This window comes from Gramella sp. MAR_2010_147, assembly GCF_900105135.1.
Lineage (GTDB): Bacteria > Bacteroidota > Bacteroidia > Flavobacteriales > Flavobacteriaceae > Christiangramia.
Window position 1 is genome coordinate 1,324,496 of the sequence record NZ_LT629741.1, and the last position, 17,957, is coordinate 1,342,452.

General features: G+C 39.9%; 12 protein-coding genes, 2 tRNA genes and 3 rRNA genes. 7 read left to right on the forward strand and 10 right to left on the reverse strand.

Annotated elements, in window-relative coordinates; genetic code table 11:
- Window positions 1–28: 28 nt before the first annotated feature.
- The 3 genes from BLT95_RS06010 to BLT95_RS06020 are packed head-to-tail and all read left to right on the forward strand — an operon-like array spanning window position 29 to window position 3,437.
- Window positions 29–2,404, forward strand: coding sequence for a TonB-dependent receptor (locus tag BLT95_RS06010; protein ID WP_231896418.1), 2,376 nt, complete (start codon window positions 29–31; stop codon window positions 2,402–2,404).
- Entirely contained in the window at window positions 2,405–3,214 is an 810-nt protein-coding gene (locus BLT95_RS06015) for a DUF4249 domain-containing protein (protein WP_089665221.1), read from the forward strand. It begins immediately after the preceding gene.
- A gap of 1 nt (window position 3,215) precedes the next feature.
- Window positions 3,216–3,437 (forward strand): DUF6095 family protein, encoded by a 222-nt coding sequence (locus tag BLT95_RS06020; protein ID WP_089665222.1) that lies wholly within the window; start codon window positions 3,216–3,218, stop codon window positions 3,435–3,437.
- 32 nt (window positions 3,438–3,469) lie between these two features.
- Here the strand turns inward: BLT95_RS06020 and BLT95_RS06025 are convergent, their stop codons facing one another.
- The 6 genes from BLT95_RS06025 to BLT95_RS06050 all read right to left on the reverse strand — a co-directional run bounded on the left by BLT95_RS06025 (window position 3,470) and on the right by BLT95_RS06050 (window position 9,388).
- Window positions 3,470–3,931 carry a hypothetical protein gene (locus tag BLT95_RS06025; RefSeq protein WP_089665223.1) on the reverse strand — a complete coding sequence of 154 codons (462 nt, stop codon included), beginning with the start codon at window positions 3,929–3,931 and terminating at the stop codon, window positions 3,470–3,472.
- A gap of 142 nt (window positions 3,932–4,073) precedes the next feature.
- Window positions 4,074–4,183 (reverse strand): 5S ribosomal RNA (rrf, locus tag BLT95_RS06030).
- A gap of 157 nt (window positions 4,184–4,340) precedes the next feature.
- Window positions 4,341–7,174 (reverse strand): 23S ribosomal RNA (locus tag BLT95_RS06035).
- Window positions 7,175–7,403: 229 nt separating this feature from the next.
- Window positions 7,404–7,477, reverse strand: a tRNA-Ala gene (locus BLT95_RS06040).
- A gap of 129 nt (window positions 7,478–7,606) precedes the next feature.
- Window positions 7,607–7,680: transfer RNA gene (locus BLT95_RS06045), tRNA-Ile, on the reverse strand.
- 178 nt (window positions 7,681–7,858) lie between these two features.
- A 16S ribosomal RNA gene (locus BLT95_RS06050) occupies window positions 7,859–9,388 on the reverse strand.
- Together the 16S, 23S and 5S rRNA genes with 2 tRNA genes alongside form the textbook arrangement of a ribosomal RNA operon.
- Window positions 9,389–10,228: 840 nt before the next feature.
- Between BLT95_RS06050 and thrS the strand changes: the two genes are divergently transcribed.
- The 4 genes from thrS to rplT all read left to right on the forward strand — a co-directional run bounded on the left by thrS (window position 10,229) and on the right by rplT (window position 13,468).
- Window positions 10,229–12,181: a threonine--tRNA ligase gene (gene thrS, locus BLT95_RS06055; RefSeq protein WP_089665224.1), complete on the forward strand. Its 1,953-nt coding sequence runs from the start codon at window positions 10,229–10,231 to the stop codon at window positions 12,179–12,181.
- Window positions 12,182–12,202: 21 nt separating this feature from the next.
- Complete coding sequence (gene infC / locus BLT95_RS06060) at window positions 12,203–12,754, forward strand: translation initiation factor IF-3 (RefSeq protein ID WP_083830790.1); 552 nt, start codon at window positions 12,203–12,205, stop codon at window positions 12,752–12,754.
- A 36-nt stretch (window positions 12,755–12,790) separates the two neighbouring features.
- Entirely contained in the window at window positions 12,791–12,988 is a 198-nt protein-coding gene (gene rpmI, locus BLT95_RS06065) for a 50S ribosomal protein L35 (RefSeq protein WP_011708523.1), read from the forward strand.
- Between the two features lie 135 nt (window positions 12,989–13,123).
- Window positions 13,124–13,468, forward strand: a complete 345-nt coding sequence (rplT, locus tag BLT95_RS06070; protein ID WP_089665226.1) for a 50S ribosomal protein L20 — start codon at window positions 13,124–13,126, stop codon at window positions 13,466–13,468.
- A 54-nt stretch (window positions 13,469–13,522) separates the two neighbouring features.
- Here rplT and BLT95_RS06075 read toward each other — a convergent pair whose 3' ends face one another.
- The 4 genes from BLT95_RS06075 to BLT95_RS06090 all read right to left on the reverse strand — a co-directional run bounded on the left by BLT95_RS06075 (window position 13,523) and on the right by BLT95_RS06090 (window position 17,956).
- Window positions 13,523–13,945 carry a secondary thiamine-phosphate synthase enzyme YjbQ gene (locus tag BLT95_RS06075; protein ID WP_089665227.1) on the reverse strand — a complete coding sequence of 141 codons (423 nt, stop codon included), beginning with the start codon at window positions 13,943–13,945 and terminating at the stop codon, window positions 13,523–13,525.
- A gap of 14 nt (window positions 13,946–13,959) precedes the next feature.
- Complete coding sequence (locus tag BLT95_RS06080) at window positions 13,960–15,144, reverse strand: asparagine synthetase B (protein WP_231896419.1); 1,185 nt, start codon at window positions 15,142–15,144, stop codon at window positions 13,960–13,962.
- A gap of 139 nt (window positions 15,145–15,283) precedes the next feature.
- Complete coding sequence (gene dnaB / locus BLT95_RS06085) at window positions 15,284–16,834, reverse strand: replicative DNA helicase (protein ID WP_089665228.1); 1,551 nt, start codon at window positions 16,832–16,834, stop codon at window positions 15,284–15,286.
- 168 nt (window positions 16,835–17,002) lie between these two features.
- Window positions 17,003–17,956, reverse strand: a complete 954-nt coding sequence (locus tag BLT95_RS06090) for an acetyl-CoA carboxylase carboxyltransferase subunit alpha (RefSeq protein ID WP_089665229.1) — start codon at window positions 17,954–17,956, stop codon at window positions 17,003–17,005.
- Window position 17,957 lies beyond the last annotated feature (1 nt).

Sequence of the window (17,957 nt, forward strand, 5' to 3'; positions counted from 1 at the left end):
CCTTCTTAATTCTATTTTTGATAAAAAATTGAAAATTCGCTATTTAGTCCTCTTACTTTTCCTTTACCTAATCCCTTCACAGGTTACTGCTCAGGAGCTATATACTCTTAACGGTAATATTACCGATGCTTCCAGTAATGAAACTTTGATAGGAGTAAATGTAATTTTTCCGGAGGCTAATACTGGTGTGGTTACTAATGATTATGGTTTCTACTCTATAAAGCTTCCTGAAGGAGAATATAAAATCCAGATTTCTTATTTAGGTTTCCAGGGTGTCCAAAAGACAATACTTCTTAACGAAGACAAAAAGGTGAATTTTCAGCTTCAGGCGGCACAGGAAAGTCTTGAGGAAGTAATTCTTACCAGCGACATTGAAGGTTTAAACATTAAAAAACCTGAAATGAGCGTAAATAAACTATCTATTAAAACCATTCAGAACTTGCCTGTAGTTTTTGGAGAAGTAGATGTGGTGAGATCACTTTTATTATTACCGGGTGTTTCTAATGCGGGTGAAGGTTCTTCCGGGTTTAATGTTCGCGGTGGTGCGGTAGATCAAAATTTAATTCTTCTAGATGAAGCTACTATTTTTAATTCTTCTCATCTATTCGGATTATTCTCTGTTTTCAATCCTGATGCTATCAAAGATCTGAAGCTGTATAAAGGTGGTATTCCTGCAGAATATGGCGGAAGAGTGTCTTCGGTCTTGGACATTTATCAAAGAGATGGAAATAGCAAGGAATTTAAAATGCAGGGTGGGATTGGTGCCATATCAAGCAGATTGCTGGCTGAAGGTCCAATTGTGAAAGACAAAGGTTCATTTTTGGTGGGTGCAAGAAGCTCTTATGCCCATTTATTTCTGAAATTAACAGATAATGATAATTCAGCCTATTTCTATGACCTAAATACCAAATTAAGCTATAAACTCGATGAGAATAATAAACTATTATTTTCTGGATACTTTGGAAGAGATGTTTTCAACATTAGTCAGAATTTTGAAAATACTTATGGAAATACGGTTTTAAACCTTCGTTGGAATCATATTTTTTCTGATAATATTTTCACCAATCTCTCTGTCATTTACAGCGACTATTATTATGGTTTAAACCTGAATTTTGTAGGATTTAATTGGGATAGTGGAATAAAGAACCTGAATCTTAAATATGATTTCAACCATTACCTCAATGATAATTTTCAGTTGAAGTATGGAATTCATAATACCTATTATGAATTTAATCCTGGAGAAATCGAACCTATTAATGAAGACTCTGGAATAAACTATTTCAAATTAACCAACAAATATGCGCTGGAAAATGCTGTCTATATTTCTGCAGAACATACATTCAGCAATAAATTTTCCGCCGAATATGGACTTAGATTAAGTAACTTTTTCCGTTTAGGACAGGATGGAGTCAATTCTTATGAAAATGATGACCCTGTAACCTATGATCCTGAAAGAGATATCTATAGGGAAGCTGAAATTATCGAAACCAAGGAAATTTCAAGAAGTAAGGTCATAAAAGCGTATAACAATTTTGAACCTCGTTTAGCCATTTCATATGTTTTGGGCAAAGACCAGTCTTTAAAAGCTAGTTATAATAGAATGGCTCAATATCTGCATCTTTTATCCAACACTAGCTCTCCTACTCCTTTAGATGTATGGGCGCCAAGCGGCCAGTATATTAAACCGCAGATGTTAGATCAATATGCTATTGGATACTTTCGAAATTTTAAAGACAGGATTTTTTCTCTTGAAATAGAAAGCTTTTATAAGCAGATAGAAAACAGGATAGATTATATAGATGGTGCTAATTTAATAGCTAATAATGCTATTGAAAGGATTGCTTTAAACGGTGAATCCAGAGCATACGGACTTGAACTTTTACTTCGAAAAAATACTGGGAAATTCACCGGCTGGCTGGCCTATACTCTTTCAAGGTCTGAACAGCGCACACCAGGACGTACGTCGCTTGAACCAGGAATAAATAATGGGCAATGGTATTATTCGAATTATGACAAAACACATGATCTAAGTATTACCAGTAGTTACAAGCTCAATGAAAAATGGCTTTTGAATGCGAATTTTATTTTTCAAACCGGACTTGCAACTACGTTCCCTACAGCCCAATATCAATATCAGGGAATTACCGTCCCGGTTTATGGAGAGAGAAATGGCGATAGATTATCTGAATATCATCGTTTAGATATTTCAGCAACTTTCACCCCTGAAACAACGGAAGAAAAAAGGTTCACATCTTCCTGGAACTTTGGAATCTATAATGTTTATAATAGACAAAATGCCTATTCAATTAGTTTTAGGGAAAATGCTGACACCAATCAAAATGAAGCTGTGAGATTATCTCTTTTCGGTATAATTCCATCAGTAACTTATAATTTTAAATTTTAGATGAAAAATTATCGGATTTACTTTGCATTTATCAGCTTCCTGGCACTAATCTCGTGTGAAGAGGTCGTAAATATTCCCTTAGAAGAAAGTGAGCCACGTATTGTTATAGATGCGTCTATTGAATGGTTCAACGGAACCGATGGAAGAAATCAGGAGATTAGAATTTCCAGAACATCGCCATTTTATGAAGAAGAAACAACAGCTGTTGAAAATGCAGAGGTAAAAGTAATTGATGAAGATGGATCTGAATTCATTTTTGATCATCAACGAGATGGGATTTATACCACCACTCAATTTCAACCGGCGGTAAATATGCAGTATTTTCTGGAAGTAATTATAGAAGACGAACGTTATTCAGCAACAGAAACATTAATACCGGTGACAGGAATAGACTATATTGAACAGTTGGAGAATGGTGGTTTTTTAGGAGAAGACATAGAAATAAAAGCTTTTTATACAGACCCGGTAGAAACAGAAGATTATTATCTTTTTGAATTTATAAATGACGATGTGAGCCTAGAATTCTATGAAGATGAATTTACCAATGGTAATCAGATCTTTGGTTATTACTCCACCGAAGATATTGAAAGAAATGATGAGATTGAGATTCAGCTACACGGCATATCTAAAGATTATTATGAATATCTCTTTATATTGCGTTCCCAGGTAGGAACTAATCAGGGAGGACCTTTTGAAACTATGCCGGCAACTGTTAAAGGAAATATTATAAATAATATCAACTCTGAAAAATATCCTTTTGGATATTTTAGATTATCTCAGGTAGATTCCACCATATACATCGTAGAATAAAATGAAGCATACCAACAAAAAAATATTATCTACAGGTATAAAATATTTAGCCGGTGCGCTTCCATTAGTTATGATAGGCCCATCTGTACTTTATAGCGCCTTTAATAATCAGGAACATCCGTTATATATTCCGATACTTATCCTTGGCATTCTGGCCACTTTTGGTGCCATATTCTTGATGTTTAAAGGTATTATGACTATTATGAAAGCTCTTTTCGATTAGGACTTACAAAATAATATTGAGCGACATTTTAATTACTCTAAAGAAACCTGCTTATAATAAAGTCCAGGTCCATCACAAGCCCACCAGTTACTAAATAGTGTTTGAGTATCTAAGTGTAAATTAAGATATTCTACTGGTTCAGTACTGCAATTACCAATTAGACTATTTTCCTCATAGAAGGTCAATAAAATTAACTGTTCGTCATTTTGGTTCTTAATAGAGTAAGTTCCTCTCACTATAGTTTCAGTACTATCTTGAATCCGAGTTTTTGAAAATGTACTATCAGATTCAAAAATATAATTTTCCTGATACCTCATATCTTCTCCAGTCAGTTCTGAATCGGCCTGCATACCAATAGACATTTTAAATAATTCCCATTTCTGCGGAAATTCTTTTATTGATAAGTCTTGCTGAATTCTGGGACTTACCATATTATTTTTAGAACAGGAAAAGAGATTGAAAATTATAATAAATAATAGAAATTTGAACTTCATAGTAATACCATTTGAATAAATTCTACTCTATAGATACCATAGAAGGCTAAAGGTTGCGCGTTTTAATTTACTATAATTACCGGTTTCATAGAATTTACCGCATAAAAAAACCCTTTATCGATATGATAAAGGGTTTTCAAGAAGAAGGCGGCGACATACTCTCCCACAATACAGCAGTACCATCTGCGCTAACGGGCTTAACTACTCTGTTCGGGATGGGAAGAGGTGAGCCCCGTTGCTATAGCCACCTTAAAAGGTAAGTTATAAGCTTCGAGCTTAAAACTGTTCTAATTACTTAGAACTAATATCGTTGACATACTTAAGAAACAAAAAATTAAACGAAGAACTGGTCATGCATTATAAAATAAGCATTTGGCGGCTCTGAGGTTTTGCGGCCTCAGAGCCATCGCGCATCAAGCTTTACGGATGATTAGTACTACTCGGCTATGACATTACTGCCTTTACACCTGTAGCCTATCAACGTGGTAGTCTCCCACGGTCCTTTAAAGAAATCTCATCTTGTGGTGGGTTTCGCGCTTATATGCTTTCAGCGCTTATCCCTTCCGAACGTAGCTACTCTGCAGTGCTCCTGGCGGAACAACAGATACACCAGAGGTTCGTCCAATCCGGTCCTCTCGTACTAGGATCAGGTCCACTCAAATTTCTAACGCCCACTGTAGATAGAGACCGAACTGTCTCACGACGTTCTGAACCCAGCTCGCGTGCCACTTTAATGGGCGAACAGCCCAACCCTTGGGACCTTCTCCAGCCCCAGGATGTGACGAGCCGACATCGAGGTGCCAAACCCCCCCGTCGATGTGAGCTCTTGGGGGAGATCAGCCTGTTATCCCCGGCGTACCTTTTATCCTTTGAGCGATGACCCTTCCATGCGGTGTCACCGGATCACTATGCTCTACTTTCGTACCTGATCGACCTGTATGTCTCTCAGTCAAGCTCCCTTTTGCCATTGCACTCTACGCACGGTTACCAAGCGTGCTGAGGGAACCTTTAGAAGCCTCCGTTACTCTTTTGGAGGCGACCACCCCAGTCAAACTACCCACCAAGCACTGTCCTTCCATTGGAAGTTAGGCTCTAAACAAGTAAAGGGTAGTATTTCAACAACGACTCCACCACACCTGGCGATGCAGCTTCAAAGTCTCCTACCTATCCTACACATCACTTGTTCAAAGTCAATACTAAGCTATAGTAAAGGTGCACGGGGTCTTTTCGTCCCACAGCGGGTAATCGGCATCTTCACCGATACTACAATTTCACCGAGCTCATGGCTGAGACAGTATCCAGATCGTTGCACCATTCGTGCAGGTCGGAACTTACCCGACAAGGAATTTCGCTACCTTAGGACCGTTATAGTTACGGCCGCCGTTTACTGGGGCTTCAGTTCAATGCGTCGCCGAAGCTAACATCTCCCCTTAACCTTCCAGCACCGGGCAGGTGTCAGGCCCTATACGTCATCTTTCGATTTAGCAGAGCCCTGTGTTTTTGATAAACAGTCGCCTGGATCTTTTCACTGCGGCCCCCCCATAAGGGGGGCGACCCTTCTCCCGAAGTTACGGGCCAATTTTGCCTAGTTCCTTAGCCATGAATCTCTCGAGCACCTTAGAATTCTCATCCCAACTACCTGTGTCGGTTTAGGGTACGGGTTGCCTCCACTCGCTTTTCTTGGAAGTCGCTCCTCTGGATTATCACGCCGGCCGTAGCTTTTGTGTACTATCGGGGTGTTACCACTCCCTTCAACGTACTATTCCGTCAGTACGCACCAAATTTACGCCTCCGTCCGCTTTAACGTGGGGCAAGTAGCAGAATATTAACTGCTTGTCCATCGACTACCCCTTTCGGGTTCGCCTTAGGTCCCGACTAACCCTCAGCTGATTAGCATAGCTGAGGAAACCTTAGTCTTTCGGTGTGCGGGTTTCTCGCCCGCATTATCGTTACTTATGCCTACATTTTCTTTTGTAACCAATCCAGCAAGCCTCGCGACTCACCTTCATCTCTGTTACAATGCTCCCCTACCACTATAGTAAACTATAGTCCATAGCTTCGGTAATATGTTTATGCCCGATTATTATCCATGCCGAACCGCTCGACTAGTGAGCTGTTACGCACTCTTTAAATGAATGGCTGCTTCCAAGCCAACATCCTAGCTGTCTGGGCAGTTCAACCGCGTTTCTTCAACTTAACATATATTTTGGGACCTTAGCTGATGGTCTGGGTTCTTTCCCTCTCGGACATGGACCTTAGCACCCATGCCCTCACTGATATGAATCATTTTATAGCATTCGGAGTTTGTCAGGAATTGGTAGGCGGTGAAGCCCCCGCATCCAATCAGTAGCTCTACCTCTATAAAACTATCTATATCGCTGCACCTAAATGCATTTCGGGGAGTACGAGCTATTTCCGAGTTTGATTGGCCTTTCACCCCTACCCTCAGGTCATCCCAAGACTTTTCAACGTCAACGGGTTCGGTCCTCCACTATGTGTTACCACAGCTTCAACCTGCCCAAGGGTAGATCACACGGTTTCGCGTCTACCACTACCAACTAAAGCGCCCTATTCAGACTCGCTTTCGCTACGGCTCCACAGCTGAACTGCTTAACCTTGCTGGCAACGGTAACTCGTAGGCTCATTATGCAAAAGGCACGCCGTCACCCCACGAAGGGGCTCCGACCGCTTGTAAGCGTATGGTTTCAGGATCTATTTCACTCCCTTGTTCAGGGTTCTTTTCACCTTTCCCTCACGGTACTGGTTCACTATCGGTCTCTCAGGAGTATTTAGCCTTGGCGGATGGTCCCGCCGGATTCATACAGGGTTTCACGTGCCCCGCACTACTCAGGATACCACTATGTTTTATACGAAGTTTCCTATACCGGGCTGTCACCGTCTATGGCCAAGCTTTCCAACTTGTTCTAATTCCTTGTACAAACAATATTGTGGTCCTACAACCCCAATAAGTCCGTAAACTCATTGGTTTGGGCTACTGCGCGTTCGCTCGCCGCTACTAGCGCAATCACTATTGTTTTCTCTTCCTCCGGGTACTTAGATGTTTCAGTTCTCCGGGTTTGCCTCCTTGCGGATACTATACCTTCAGTATAGTGGGTTGCCCCATTCGGATATTCGCGGATCAATTTGTATGTGCCAATCCCCACGACTTTTCGCAGCTTATCACGTCCTTCTTCGCCTCTGAGAGCCTAGGCATTCCCCATACGCCCTTATCTAGCTTGTATGCGCTTTGCTTAATGCTCTAATCCATTCTGATTGCTCAGAACAGAAGTATTATAATGTATTACTTATATTAAATATTTCTATCTAATAGTGTTCTCGTATTCTTTGTTTCTCAATATGTCAATGAACTTTTTTCCTGTCTAACAATAAAACTTCGATGATCCTACAAACTAAAAAACTTATGTTTCCTGGTTGTTTGTAAAAACTATTCCCGTTTTATCTCTAGGAATCGTGGAGAATATCGGAGTCGAACCGATGACCTCCTGCGTGCAAGGCAGGCGCTCTAGCCAGCTGAGCTAATCCCCCATTATTTCAGTGATCAGTTAACAGTTATTAGTTAACAGTACTTATAACGGCTACTCAACCTCTAAAATTTCCTTTAGTTATTTCAAATGAACGTCTTTATAAACCTGATGGCTTACTTTAATTAAAAAGTAGTCTCAGGCAGACTCGAACTGCCGACCTCTACATTATCAGTGTAGCGCTCTAACCAGCTGAGCTATGAGACTGTCCATAAATAGACACTAGTCTTTAGACTCTAAACATTAGAAGTGTATCTTCTAATATCTCACATCTTAGATCTCATATCTATTTTTAATCGAATTGACGATAAGAATCAAGACCAAATTGGCCTTAGCTGAACTTCCCTTACTAATTGTCGCTTGTCACTAGGTGACAAAGCTCTAGAAAGGAGGTGTTCCAGCCGCACCTTCCGGTACGGCTACCTTGTTACGACTTAGCCCCAGTTACCAGTTTTACCCTAGGCCGCTCCTTACGGTGACGGACTTCAGGTACCCCCAGCTTCCATGGCTTGACGGGCGGTGTGTACAAGGCCCGGGAACGTATTCACCGCATCATGGCTGATATGCGATTACTAGCGATTCCAGCTTCACGCAGTCGAGTTGCAGACTGCGATCCGAACTGTGATAGGGTTTGAAGATTCGCATCCCCTCGCGGGGTAGCTGCCCTCTGTCCCTACCATTGTAGCACGTGTGTGGCCCAGGACGTAAGGGCCGTGATGATTTGACGTCATCCCCACCTTCCTCGCGGTTTGCACCGGCAGTCTGGCTAGAGTTCCCGACATGACTCGCTGGCAACTAACCACAGGGGTTGCGCTCGTTATAGGACTTAACCTGACACCTCACGGCACGAGCTGACGACAACCATGCAGCACCTTGCAATCTGTCCGAAGAAAAGTCTGTTTCCAGACCTGTCAGACTGCATTTAAGCCCTGGTAAGGTTCCTCGCGTATCATCGAATTAAACCACATGCTCCACCGCTTGTGCGGGCCCCCGTCAATTCCTTTGAGTTTCATTCTTGCGAACGTACTCCCCAGGTGGGTTACTTATCACTTTCGCTTAACCACCCAGCCCTCAATTAGGCCGGACAGCTAGTAACCATCGTTTACGGCGTAGACTACCAGGGTATCTAATCCTGTTCGCTACCTACGCTTTCGTCCCTCAGCGTCAATATATTATTAGTGATCTGCCTTCGCAATAGGTGTTCTGAGTAATATCTATGCATTTCACCGCTACACTACTCATTCCAACCACTTCATAATAATTCAAGAATAACAGTATCAATGGCAATTCTACAGTTAAGCTGCAGACTTTCACCACTGACTTATTACTCCGCCTACGGACCCTTTAAACCCAATGATTCCGGATAACGCTTGGACCCTCCGTATTACCGCGGCTGCTGGCACGGAGTTAGCCGGTCCTTATTCATACGGTACCGTCAAGCATCTACACGTAGATGTGGTTCTTCCCGTATAAAAGCAGTTTACAACCCATAGGGCCGTCTTCCTGCACGCGGCATGGCTGGATCAGAGTTGCCTCCATTGTCCAATATTCCTCACTGCTGCCTCCCGTAGGAGTCTGGTCCGTGTCTCAGTACCAGTGTGGGGGATCTCCCTCTCAGGACCCCTACCTATCGCCGTCTTGGTAAGCCGTTACCTTACCAACTAACTAATAGGACGCATACTCATCTTTAAGCCATAAATGTTTAATGTAATCCTCAGGTGAGGTCTACATACTATGAGGTATTAATCCACGTTTCCATGGGCTATTCCCCGCTTAAAGGCAGATTGTATACGCGTTACGCACCCGTGCGCCGGTCGTCATCAGAAAAGCAAGCTTTCCTATGTTACCCCTCGACTTGCATGTGTTAGGCCTGCCGCTAGCGTTCATCCTGAGCCAGGATCAAACTCTTCATCGTTAAATCTTATATATATTCAACAACTACTAAAGAAATTGCTCAGTATGACTTTTTCTAGTCTTAATTCTTATACACTTGATCATAAAGTATCGCTACTCTACAATCCTTGTCAATTCAATATATCAATGAACTTGTCAATTATCAATTAGCAGGTATCAATTAACAATCCTAAAATTGCCAGATGATCATTGCTTATTGTGTATTGATCATTGTCTTAGTTAAAACCCGAGGATTTGAACCCCTTTAAATTACGCCCCGTCCGGCGGTTTCTCTTAATATCATTCTGTAATTATGAACGTTTGCTCTCTCTCAAAGCGGGTGCAAATATACAACGCTTTTTATTTACCAACCAAAACTTTTTTGATAAAAATTTTAGTTTCTTTTTAAAGCTTTCAGCAGCACTTTAATAACTCCCTTTTCTTTAAATGAACATCACTTCACCTCCAAAGCGGATGCAAATATAAAACGACTTTTACTCTCCAACCAAATAAAAAATCATCTTTTTTTATTTAATCCGCAAGGCCGTTTCTTGCCGTATACCCCATTCTCATTACTGTCAGTGAACCTATCGCTCCATCCTTAAGCGGCTGCAAATATACACCAACTTCTTCCCTACCGCCAAATAAAATCATGGCTTTTTTTAAGAAAAATTAAGATTTATTTATAACCGGCTGCTAAACACCTACTTTCAGCTAAAAATAAATTCTGAAAATGACTAATAAGATGGAGTTCTATTAGATAATTTCGATCTCCTTAATATAATAGTCACCTATCTACATATATGTATTGCGCAACCAAATCCAACACCTTATCTTTGTGACTTCGCAAAAATTGAATATAATGATCAAGATTACTCTGCCAGACGGAAGTATAAAAGAGTTTGAAAACGGCACTACCCCAATGGAGGTAGCCAAAAGTATAAGTGAGGGTTTAGCCAGAAATGTAATTTCAGCTAAATTTAATGATGAAACGGTGGAAACATCCACACCTTTAAATACAGATGGTAATCTTATTCTATTCACCTGGACCAATGATGAAGGCAAGAAAGCTTTCTGGCATTCTACTTCTCACGTAATGGCGCAGGCTATTCAGGATCTATACCCTGGAGCGAAACTTACTATAGGACCAGCGATTGAAAGAGGCTTTTATTATGATGTAGATTTTGGAGAGCAAAAAATTTCTGACAACGATTTTAAAAAGATCGAAAACAGAATGCTTGAAATCGCAAGAGGAAAGCATGATTTTCAATTAAGAGAGGTTTCTAAACAGGAAGCACTTGATTTTTACAAGAAAGAAAACAATCAATTCAAAGTAGAACTGATTGAGAATCTTACTGATGGTGAGATTACTTTCTGTGATCACGATACTTTTACAGACCTGTGTCGCGGCGGGCATATTCCGAATACCGGAATTATCAAGGCGGTAAAGCTTATGAGCGTTGCCGGTGCTTACTGGAGAGGAAACGAGAACAACCCGCAACTTACAAGAGTTTACGGTATTTCGTTTCCGAAGCAAAAGGATTTAAAGGAATATCTGGAGCTCTTAGAAGAAGCAAAGAAACGCGACCATAGAAAATTAGGAAAGGAATTAGAGCTATTTACTTTTTCTCAAAAAGTAGGACAGGGACTTCCTTTATGGCTTCCTAAAGGTGCTGCTTTAAGAGAACGACTTGAAAACTTCCTTAAAAAAGCGCAGAAAAAGGCCGGATATGAAATGGTAGTAAGTCCACATATTGGTAGTAAAGAATTATATGTAACTTCAGGACACTACGCAAAATATGGTGAGGATAGCTTTCAACCCATCAGCACACCTAATGAAGGAGAAGAGTTCATGCTTAAACCTATGAATTGTCCGCACCACTGTGAAATGTACAATGCATCTTCATGGAGTTATAGAGACCTTCCTAAAAGATTTGCAGAATTTGGTACTGTATACAGGTATGAGCAAAGTGGTGAACTTCATGGTTTAACCAGAGTTCGTGGGTTTACACAGGATGATGCACACATATTCTGTATGCCGGAACAACTGGATGAAGAATTCAAAAAAGTAATTGACCTTACCTTATATGTATTCTCTTCTTTAGGATTTGAAGATTTCACCGCCCAGGTTTCATTAAGGGACCCCGATAACAAGGAAAAATATATCGGTTCGGACGATGTTTGGGAAAAAGCGGAAACTGCCATCATCAATGCAGCAGACGAGAAAGGACTAAATTATGTTGTTGAAACAGGAGAAGCAGCGTTCTACGGTCCTAAACTGGACTTCATGGTAAAAGATGCTTTAGGGAGAAGCTGGCAATTAGGAACTATTCAGGTAGATTATAATTTACCGGAGCGTTTTGACCTGACATATAAAGGAAGTGACAATGAGTCACATCGTCCTGTAATGATCCACCGTGCTCCTTTTGGCAGTATGGAGAGATTTATAGCTATTTTATTAGAGCATACCGGTGGAAACTTTCCGCTATGGCTCATGCCTGAACAGGCTATTATTCTCTCACTCAGTGAGAAATATGAAAAATACTCACAAAAAGTTTTAACTTTGCTTGAAAATAACGAAATTCGCGGCCTTGTTGACAACAGGAACGAAACAATAGGTAAGAAGATAAGGGAGGCAGAAGTTAACAAATATCCTTATATGCTTATCGTTGGAGAGCAGGAAGCCAAAGATGGTACGATTTCTGTTCGTAAACACAGCGAAGGTGATTTAGGCACCATGAAAATAGAAGATTTCGCAAATTTGATTAATACAGAAATCAATAGTACCTTAAAGCCTTTTAAAACGGAAGTTTAATTTAAATTTTAAGCCATAGCAATACGTAGAAGAAAACCGAACAGATTCGGCCGACAAAAAGAAGCAGAACACAGGATCAACGAAAAAATTAGATCTGAAGAAGTACGTCTGGTTGGTGATAATGTAGAAATGGATGTGTATCCAACCAAGAAAGCCCTGTCTATTGCACAGGAATTAGGTTTGGATCTTGTTGAAATTTCTCCGAATGCAAAACCTCCAGTTGTAAAGGCAATGGACTATAAGAAGTTTCTTTATGAACAAAAGAAACGGGAAAAGGCCATGAAAGCTAAAGCCAGTAAAGTGGTGGTAAAAGAAATTCGATTTGGTCCCAATACAGATGATCATGATTACGAATTTAAAAAGCGTAATGCCGAAAAGTTCCTTAAAGATGGTGCGAAGCTAAAAGCCTTTGTGTTCTTTAAAGGTCGTTCTATCGTATTTAAAGATAAAGGAGAAATTCTTCTGCTAAGACTTGCTCAGGATCTAGAAGAGCATGGTAAAGTGGAGCAAATGCCTAAGTTGGAAGGAAAGCGTATGACTATGTTTTTATCCCCGACTAAGAAATCGAAATAAAGAGAATAAGAGAGTTAATTATAAAAAAGGACAGCAATGCCTAAGATGAAAACTAAATCCAGTGCCAAAAAGCGTTTTAAGCTAACAGGTACAGGTAAGATTAAAAGAAAGCACGCGTTTAAGAGTCATATCTTAACAAAGAAGTCTAAAAAACGTAAGCTAGCCTTAACTCACAGTACTTTAGTACATGATGCAGATAAGGACAATGTCAAACTTCAATTACGTTTAAAGTAATTTGAAGCTCTTGAGGTTTTAATTAATTATTTAACCATGGAGTTGGGCAACACTTCTACTGCGCTCATTGAGACAACTGGAAGTTCAAGTTAAAAGTGTCGGTTATCGACCGCCTGCTACAAAAAAATGTAAAATATGCCAAGATCAGTAAACTCAGTTGCCAAAAGGGCACGTAGAAAAAAAGTTTTAAAGCAAGCAAAAGGTTATTTCGGACGTCGTAAAAACGTCTGGACTGTTGCTAAAAATGCGGTGGATAAAGCGATGCTTTATGCATACAGAGACCGTAAAGCTAAAAAACGTAACTTCCGTTCTTTATGGATAATGCGTATTAACGCTGCAGCCAGACAAGAAGGATTATCTTATTCTCAATTTATGGGGAAACTCAAAACCAGTGAAATTGGATTGAACCGTAAGGTTCTTGCCGATTTGGCGATGAACAACCCAGACGCTTTTAAAGCAATTGTAGAAAAAGTAAAATAACAATTATACTCTCTTATAGAAAAATCCTGCCATATGGCGGGATTTTTTGTTTTATCACTCTCCAAAAGCTGTAAGCACCAGTTTCCTTGAACCTCCATCATTTCTATGTTCACAAAGATAAATACCCTGCCAGGTGCCAAGACTAAGCATTCCATTGGTAATAGGGACTTGCACTGAAGTTCCGGTTAAAGAAGCTTTGATATGTGCAGGCATATCGTCTGGTCCTTCTGTGGTATGTTCATAGTAAGGTTGATTCTCCGGAACCATTTTATCAAAATGACTTTTAAAATCTTCCCTTACCGTAGGATCTGCATTTTCATTGATAGCCAGACCCGCTGAAGTATGTTTTATAAAAACATACAAAACACCGATCTTTATTTTTTTAATTTCAGGAAACTGAGATAACAATTCATTGGTGATTATATGAAAACCACGTTTCCTGGCTTTTAGTCTTATTTCTTTCTGAAGAGATTTCATAATTAGAATTAGAACTAGGTCTTTTGTTCTTTCTTTTTCGCAGCGGGAAAAAGTATATTATTAAGGATGAGCCTGTAGCCTGGTGAATTGGGATGCAACTCTAACTCTGTTTTTGGATCCCCTACTCTGTGTTGATAATCCTCAGGATCATGTCCGCCATAAAATGTAAAAAATCCCTTTCCTTTAATACCATGGATATATCTGGCTTCTCCATTTAGCCTGCTTTTGCCCATTATCAAAATTCCAGGCTTCACAGTTTGAGGGTCATAACTTGTGGTTTGTCCCATAAAACCTTTCACTAATCTCGTATGATTCTGAGTTAACATCGTGGGCACCACATCCCATTTAGCTGAATAATCCATCAACGTGAAATAATCATTCTCTTTCTGTATCTGCCTTTTTTCAGTCATGTCTATACTGGAAAACTCGTACACCATTGGACTTCTTTCCAGTTCAAAATTGGTAAAGGCAAAGGTATTATCAAAATCTATTTTAGCCTGATATCCCGGTTCACTTGGATCTCCGTCGAACATCGCTTCAGCAATATCGACCCCTTCCGCAGCAAGAGCTATATCAAAACTATCTGTAGCACTGCACATGGCGAACATAAAACCACCACCAATTACATAATCCCTGATTTTCACAGCCACTGCAAGTTTCTCTTCTGAAACTTTATTATATCCAAGTTGTGTGGCTAATCGTTCTGCTTCCCGCTTTTCTTCAATGTACCATGGAGTGGTTCTAAAAGCCCGATAAAATTTACCATACTGCCCTGTAAAATCCTCGTGATGCAAATGAAGCCAGTCATACAGTACCAAAGCATCATTAAGCACTTCGGTATCATATATGGTTTGATATGGAATCTCTGCATAGGTAAGCGCCATAGTGACTGCGTCATCCCATGGTTTATTGCCTGTTGGACTGTAAACTGCTATCTTAGGAGCCTTTTCCAAAACTACAGATTCCATATTCTTTGACGGACTACTGATCTCCTCCAGAATAGAAGCGGAATTATTATCACTTAGAACTTCAAAATCAACTCCGCGTATCTGGCACTCTCTTCTAAGTTTTTCTGAATCTGTAATAAGAAATGAACCTCCACGATAATTCAATAACCAGTTTACAGAGAGTTGGTTTTCTAAGGAATAGTAAACGATTCCATAAGCTTTTAAGTGATTGCCCTGAGATTCTGCATCCATTGGAATGAGAATTTTCGATGCGAAAATTGGAGAACTGATAAGCAGAAAAAAAGAAAGCAGTAAAATGTTTTTACACACTTTACTGCTTTTAAAATTTTTAGACAATAGTTCTTCCCTGGCTAAAATTAGCCTATTCAGTTTAGAAAGGAACATCATTATCGTCATCATCGCTATTCATTGAGCTTCCAAAAGCCTCATCGGCGCTTGGATTTGGTAAATTGAAATTTCCGAAGTCGCTATCTCCACCACTATTCATACTGGAAGGTATTTCAGATGGAAAATTAAAGTCTTCTAAATTATCAAATTTACCGAGTTCTCCAATAAATTTAAGCCTGATATTTTCCAAACCACCATTACGGTGTTTTGCCACAATAAATTCTCCCTGTCCCTGAGTAGGTGTTCTTTCTTCATCATCCCATTCTTCAATTTTATAATATTCGGGACGGTAAATAAACGAAACGATATCTGCATCCTGCTCAATCGCTCCAGATTCCCTAAGGTCAGAAAGCAATGGTCGCTTACTCCCTCCACGGGTTTCGACGGCACGGGACAACTGAGAAAGTGCAATCACTGGAATTCCAAGTTCCTTTGCCAGGGCTTTCAGGTTTCGCGAAATTGTTGAAATTTCCTGTTCCCTGTTTCCTCCTCCTTTTTGACTTCCTCCAGCCGTCATCAACTGCAAATAATCAACAACAATCATTTTAATACCGTGTTGTGAAGCAAGCCTACGAGCTTTTGCTCTTAAATCGAAAATAGAGAGCGAAGGAGTATCATCAATAAACAAAGGCGCTTTTTCAAGATCTTTTACTTTCACATTCAACTGCTCCCATTCATGCTGCTCCAGTTTACCAGTTCTAAGCTTTTCCGAAGAAAGACCGGTTTCAGAAGAGATCAAACGAGTAATTAACTGCACTGAAGACATCTCCAGTGAGAAGAAAGCCACCGGAATGCCCTGATCTACCGCAATATTACGAGCCATAGACAACGTAAGAGCTGTTTTACCCATACCAGGACGTGCAGCAACAATAATTAAATCTGAAGGTTGCCAACCTGAAGTAAGCTCATCAAGTTTATCAAATCCAGATGGAACACCACTAAGTCCTTCTTTATTGGAAATTTCCTGAATCTTCTTTTTCGCCTGGATCACTAAACTTTGAGCTGTTTCTGTAGAACGTTTAATATTCCCCTGAGTTACCTCATAAAGTTTTGATTCTGCCGAATCCAATAGATCAAAAACATCGGTTCCTTCATCAAAAGCTTCCTCAATTATTTCATTTGAAATCTTAATCAAACTTCTCTGAATATATTTTTGAAGTATGATACGGGCATGAAACTCAATATGTGCCGAGCTCGAAACCTTTTGTGTAAGCTGAATTAAATAATAGTCTCCTCCAACTTTATCAAAAACCTTTTCTTTCTTAAGTTGGTTGGAAACGGTTAATAAGTCAATCGCCTCTGATGCATCGAACAACTTTTTTATCGCATCATAAATGAGCTTATGACTGTTTTTGTAAAAAGCTTCAGGAATAAGAATATCAATAATTTCATCTACACCTTTTTTATCAATCATCATTGCGCCTAGCACAACTTCCTCTAAATCAACAGCTTGCGGTGGAACTTTTCCTTTTTCAAGACTTACTACATTGGATTTTTTATAGGTAATATTTTGGGGGGAGGTGGTTTTTTCCATGTCTCTAAAGTAAAAAATTTGTTAAGACAAGCTTGACGCATTTGCCCTTTCTTACTTAACAGGTAATGAACAATTTACCTGTTAATAAGTATATTTTTTTGTTAATAAGCCAAAAAAATCCGGAAATGATTCCCCGGATTTTATAACGATGTCGTATAAATAAAGAACTTATCCTTTAAACACACCCATGTCTAAATACTTATCCATTCTCTTTTCTACCAGTTCTGCTGGTGATAAGTTTTTAAATTCAGAATAAGCCTTGGAAATCGAAGATTTTACCGTATTAAAGATCGCTTCTTTATTAGCATGTGCTCCTCCAAGCGGTTCTTTTACAATCTCATCTATAAGCTTCTGCTTTTTCATATCGGTTGCAGTTAGCTTCAATGCTTCTGCGGCTCTTTCCTTATATTCCCAGCTTCTCCATAAAATAGAAGAACAACTTTCAGGAGAGATCACAGAATACCAGGTATTTTCCAGCATCATCACTTTATCTCCTACTCCAATTCCCAGTGCTCCTCCACTTGCACCTTCACCAATAATTACTACAAAAATCGGCACTTTTAAACGTGTCATTTCAAGAATATTGCGGGCAATTGCTTCACCCTGTCCGCGTTCTTCTGCCTCAAGGCCAGGATAAGCTCCGGGCGTATCTACAAAACAAACCACAGGCACACCAAACTTTTCAGCAGACTTCATTAATCTAAGCGCTTTTCTATAGCCTTCAGGATTCGCCATCCCAAAGTTTCTATATTGTCTTGTTTTAGTATTATAACCTTTTTGCTGCCCCACAAACATAAAACTCTGATCGTCGATCTTACCAAGACCTCCAATCATTGCCTTATCATCTTTTACATTCCTGTCCCCGTGAAGTTCCAGGAAGGTGTCTCCACAAATAGCATTAATATAATCTAAAGTATAGGGCCTGTTAGGGTGCCTTGAAAGTTGAACACGTTGCCAGGGAGTCAAATTTTTATAGATCTCCTTCTTCTTTTCGATTAATTTCTTCTCAATTTGCTTACAGGTAGCGGTTACGTCAACCTCACTTTCTTCGCCAATATTGCATGCCTTAGAATACTGGTCTTCAAGCTCTTTGATAGGTTGTTCAAAATCTAAATATTCCATA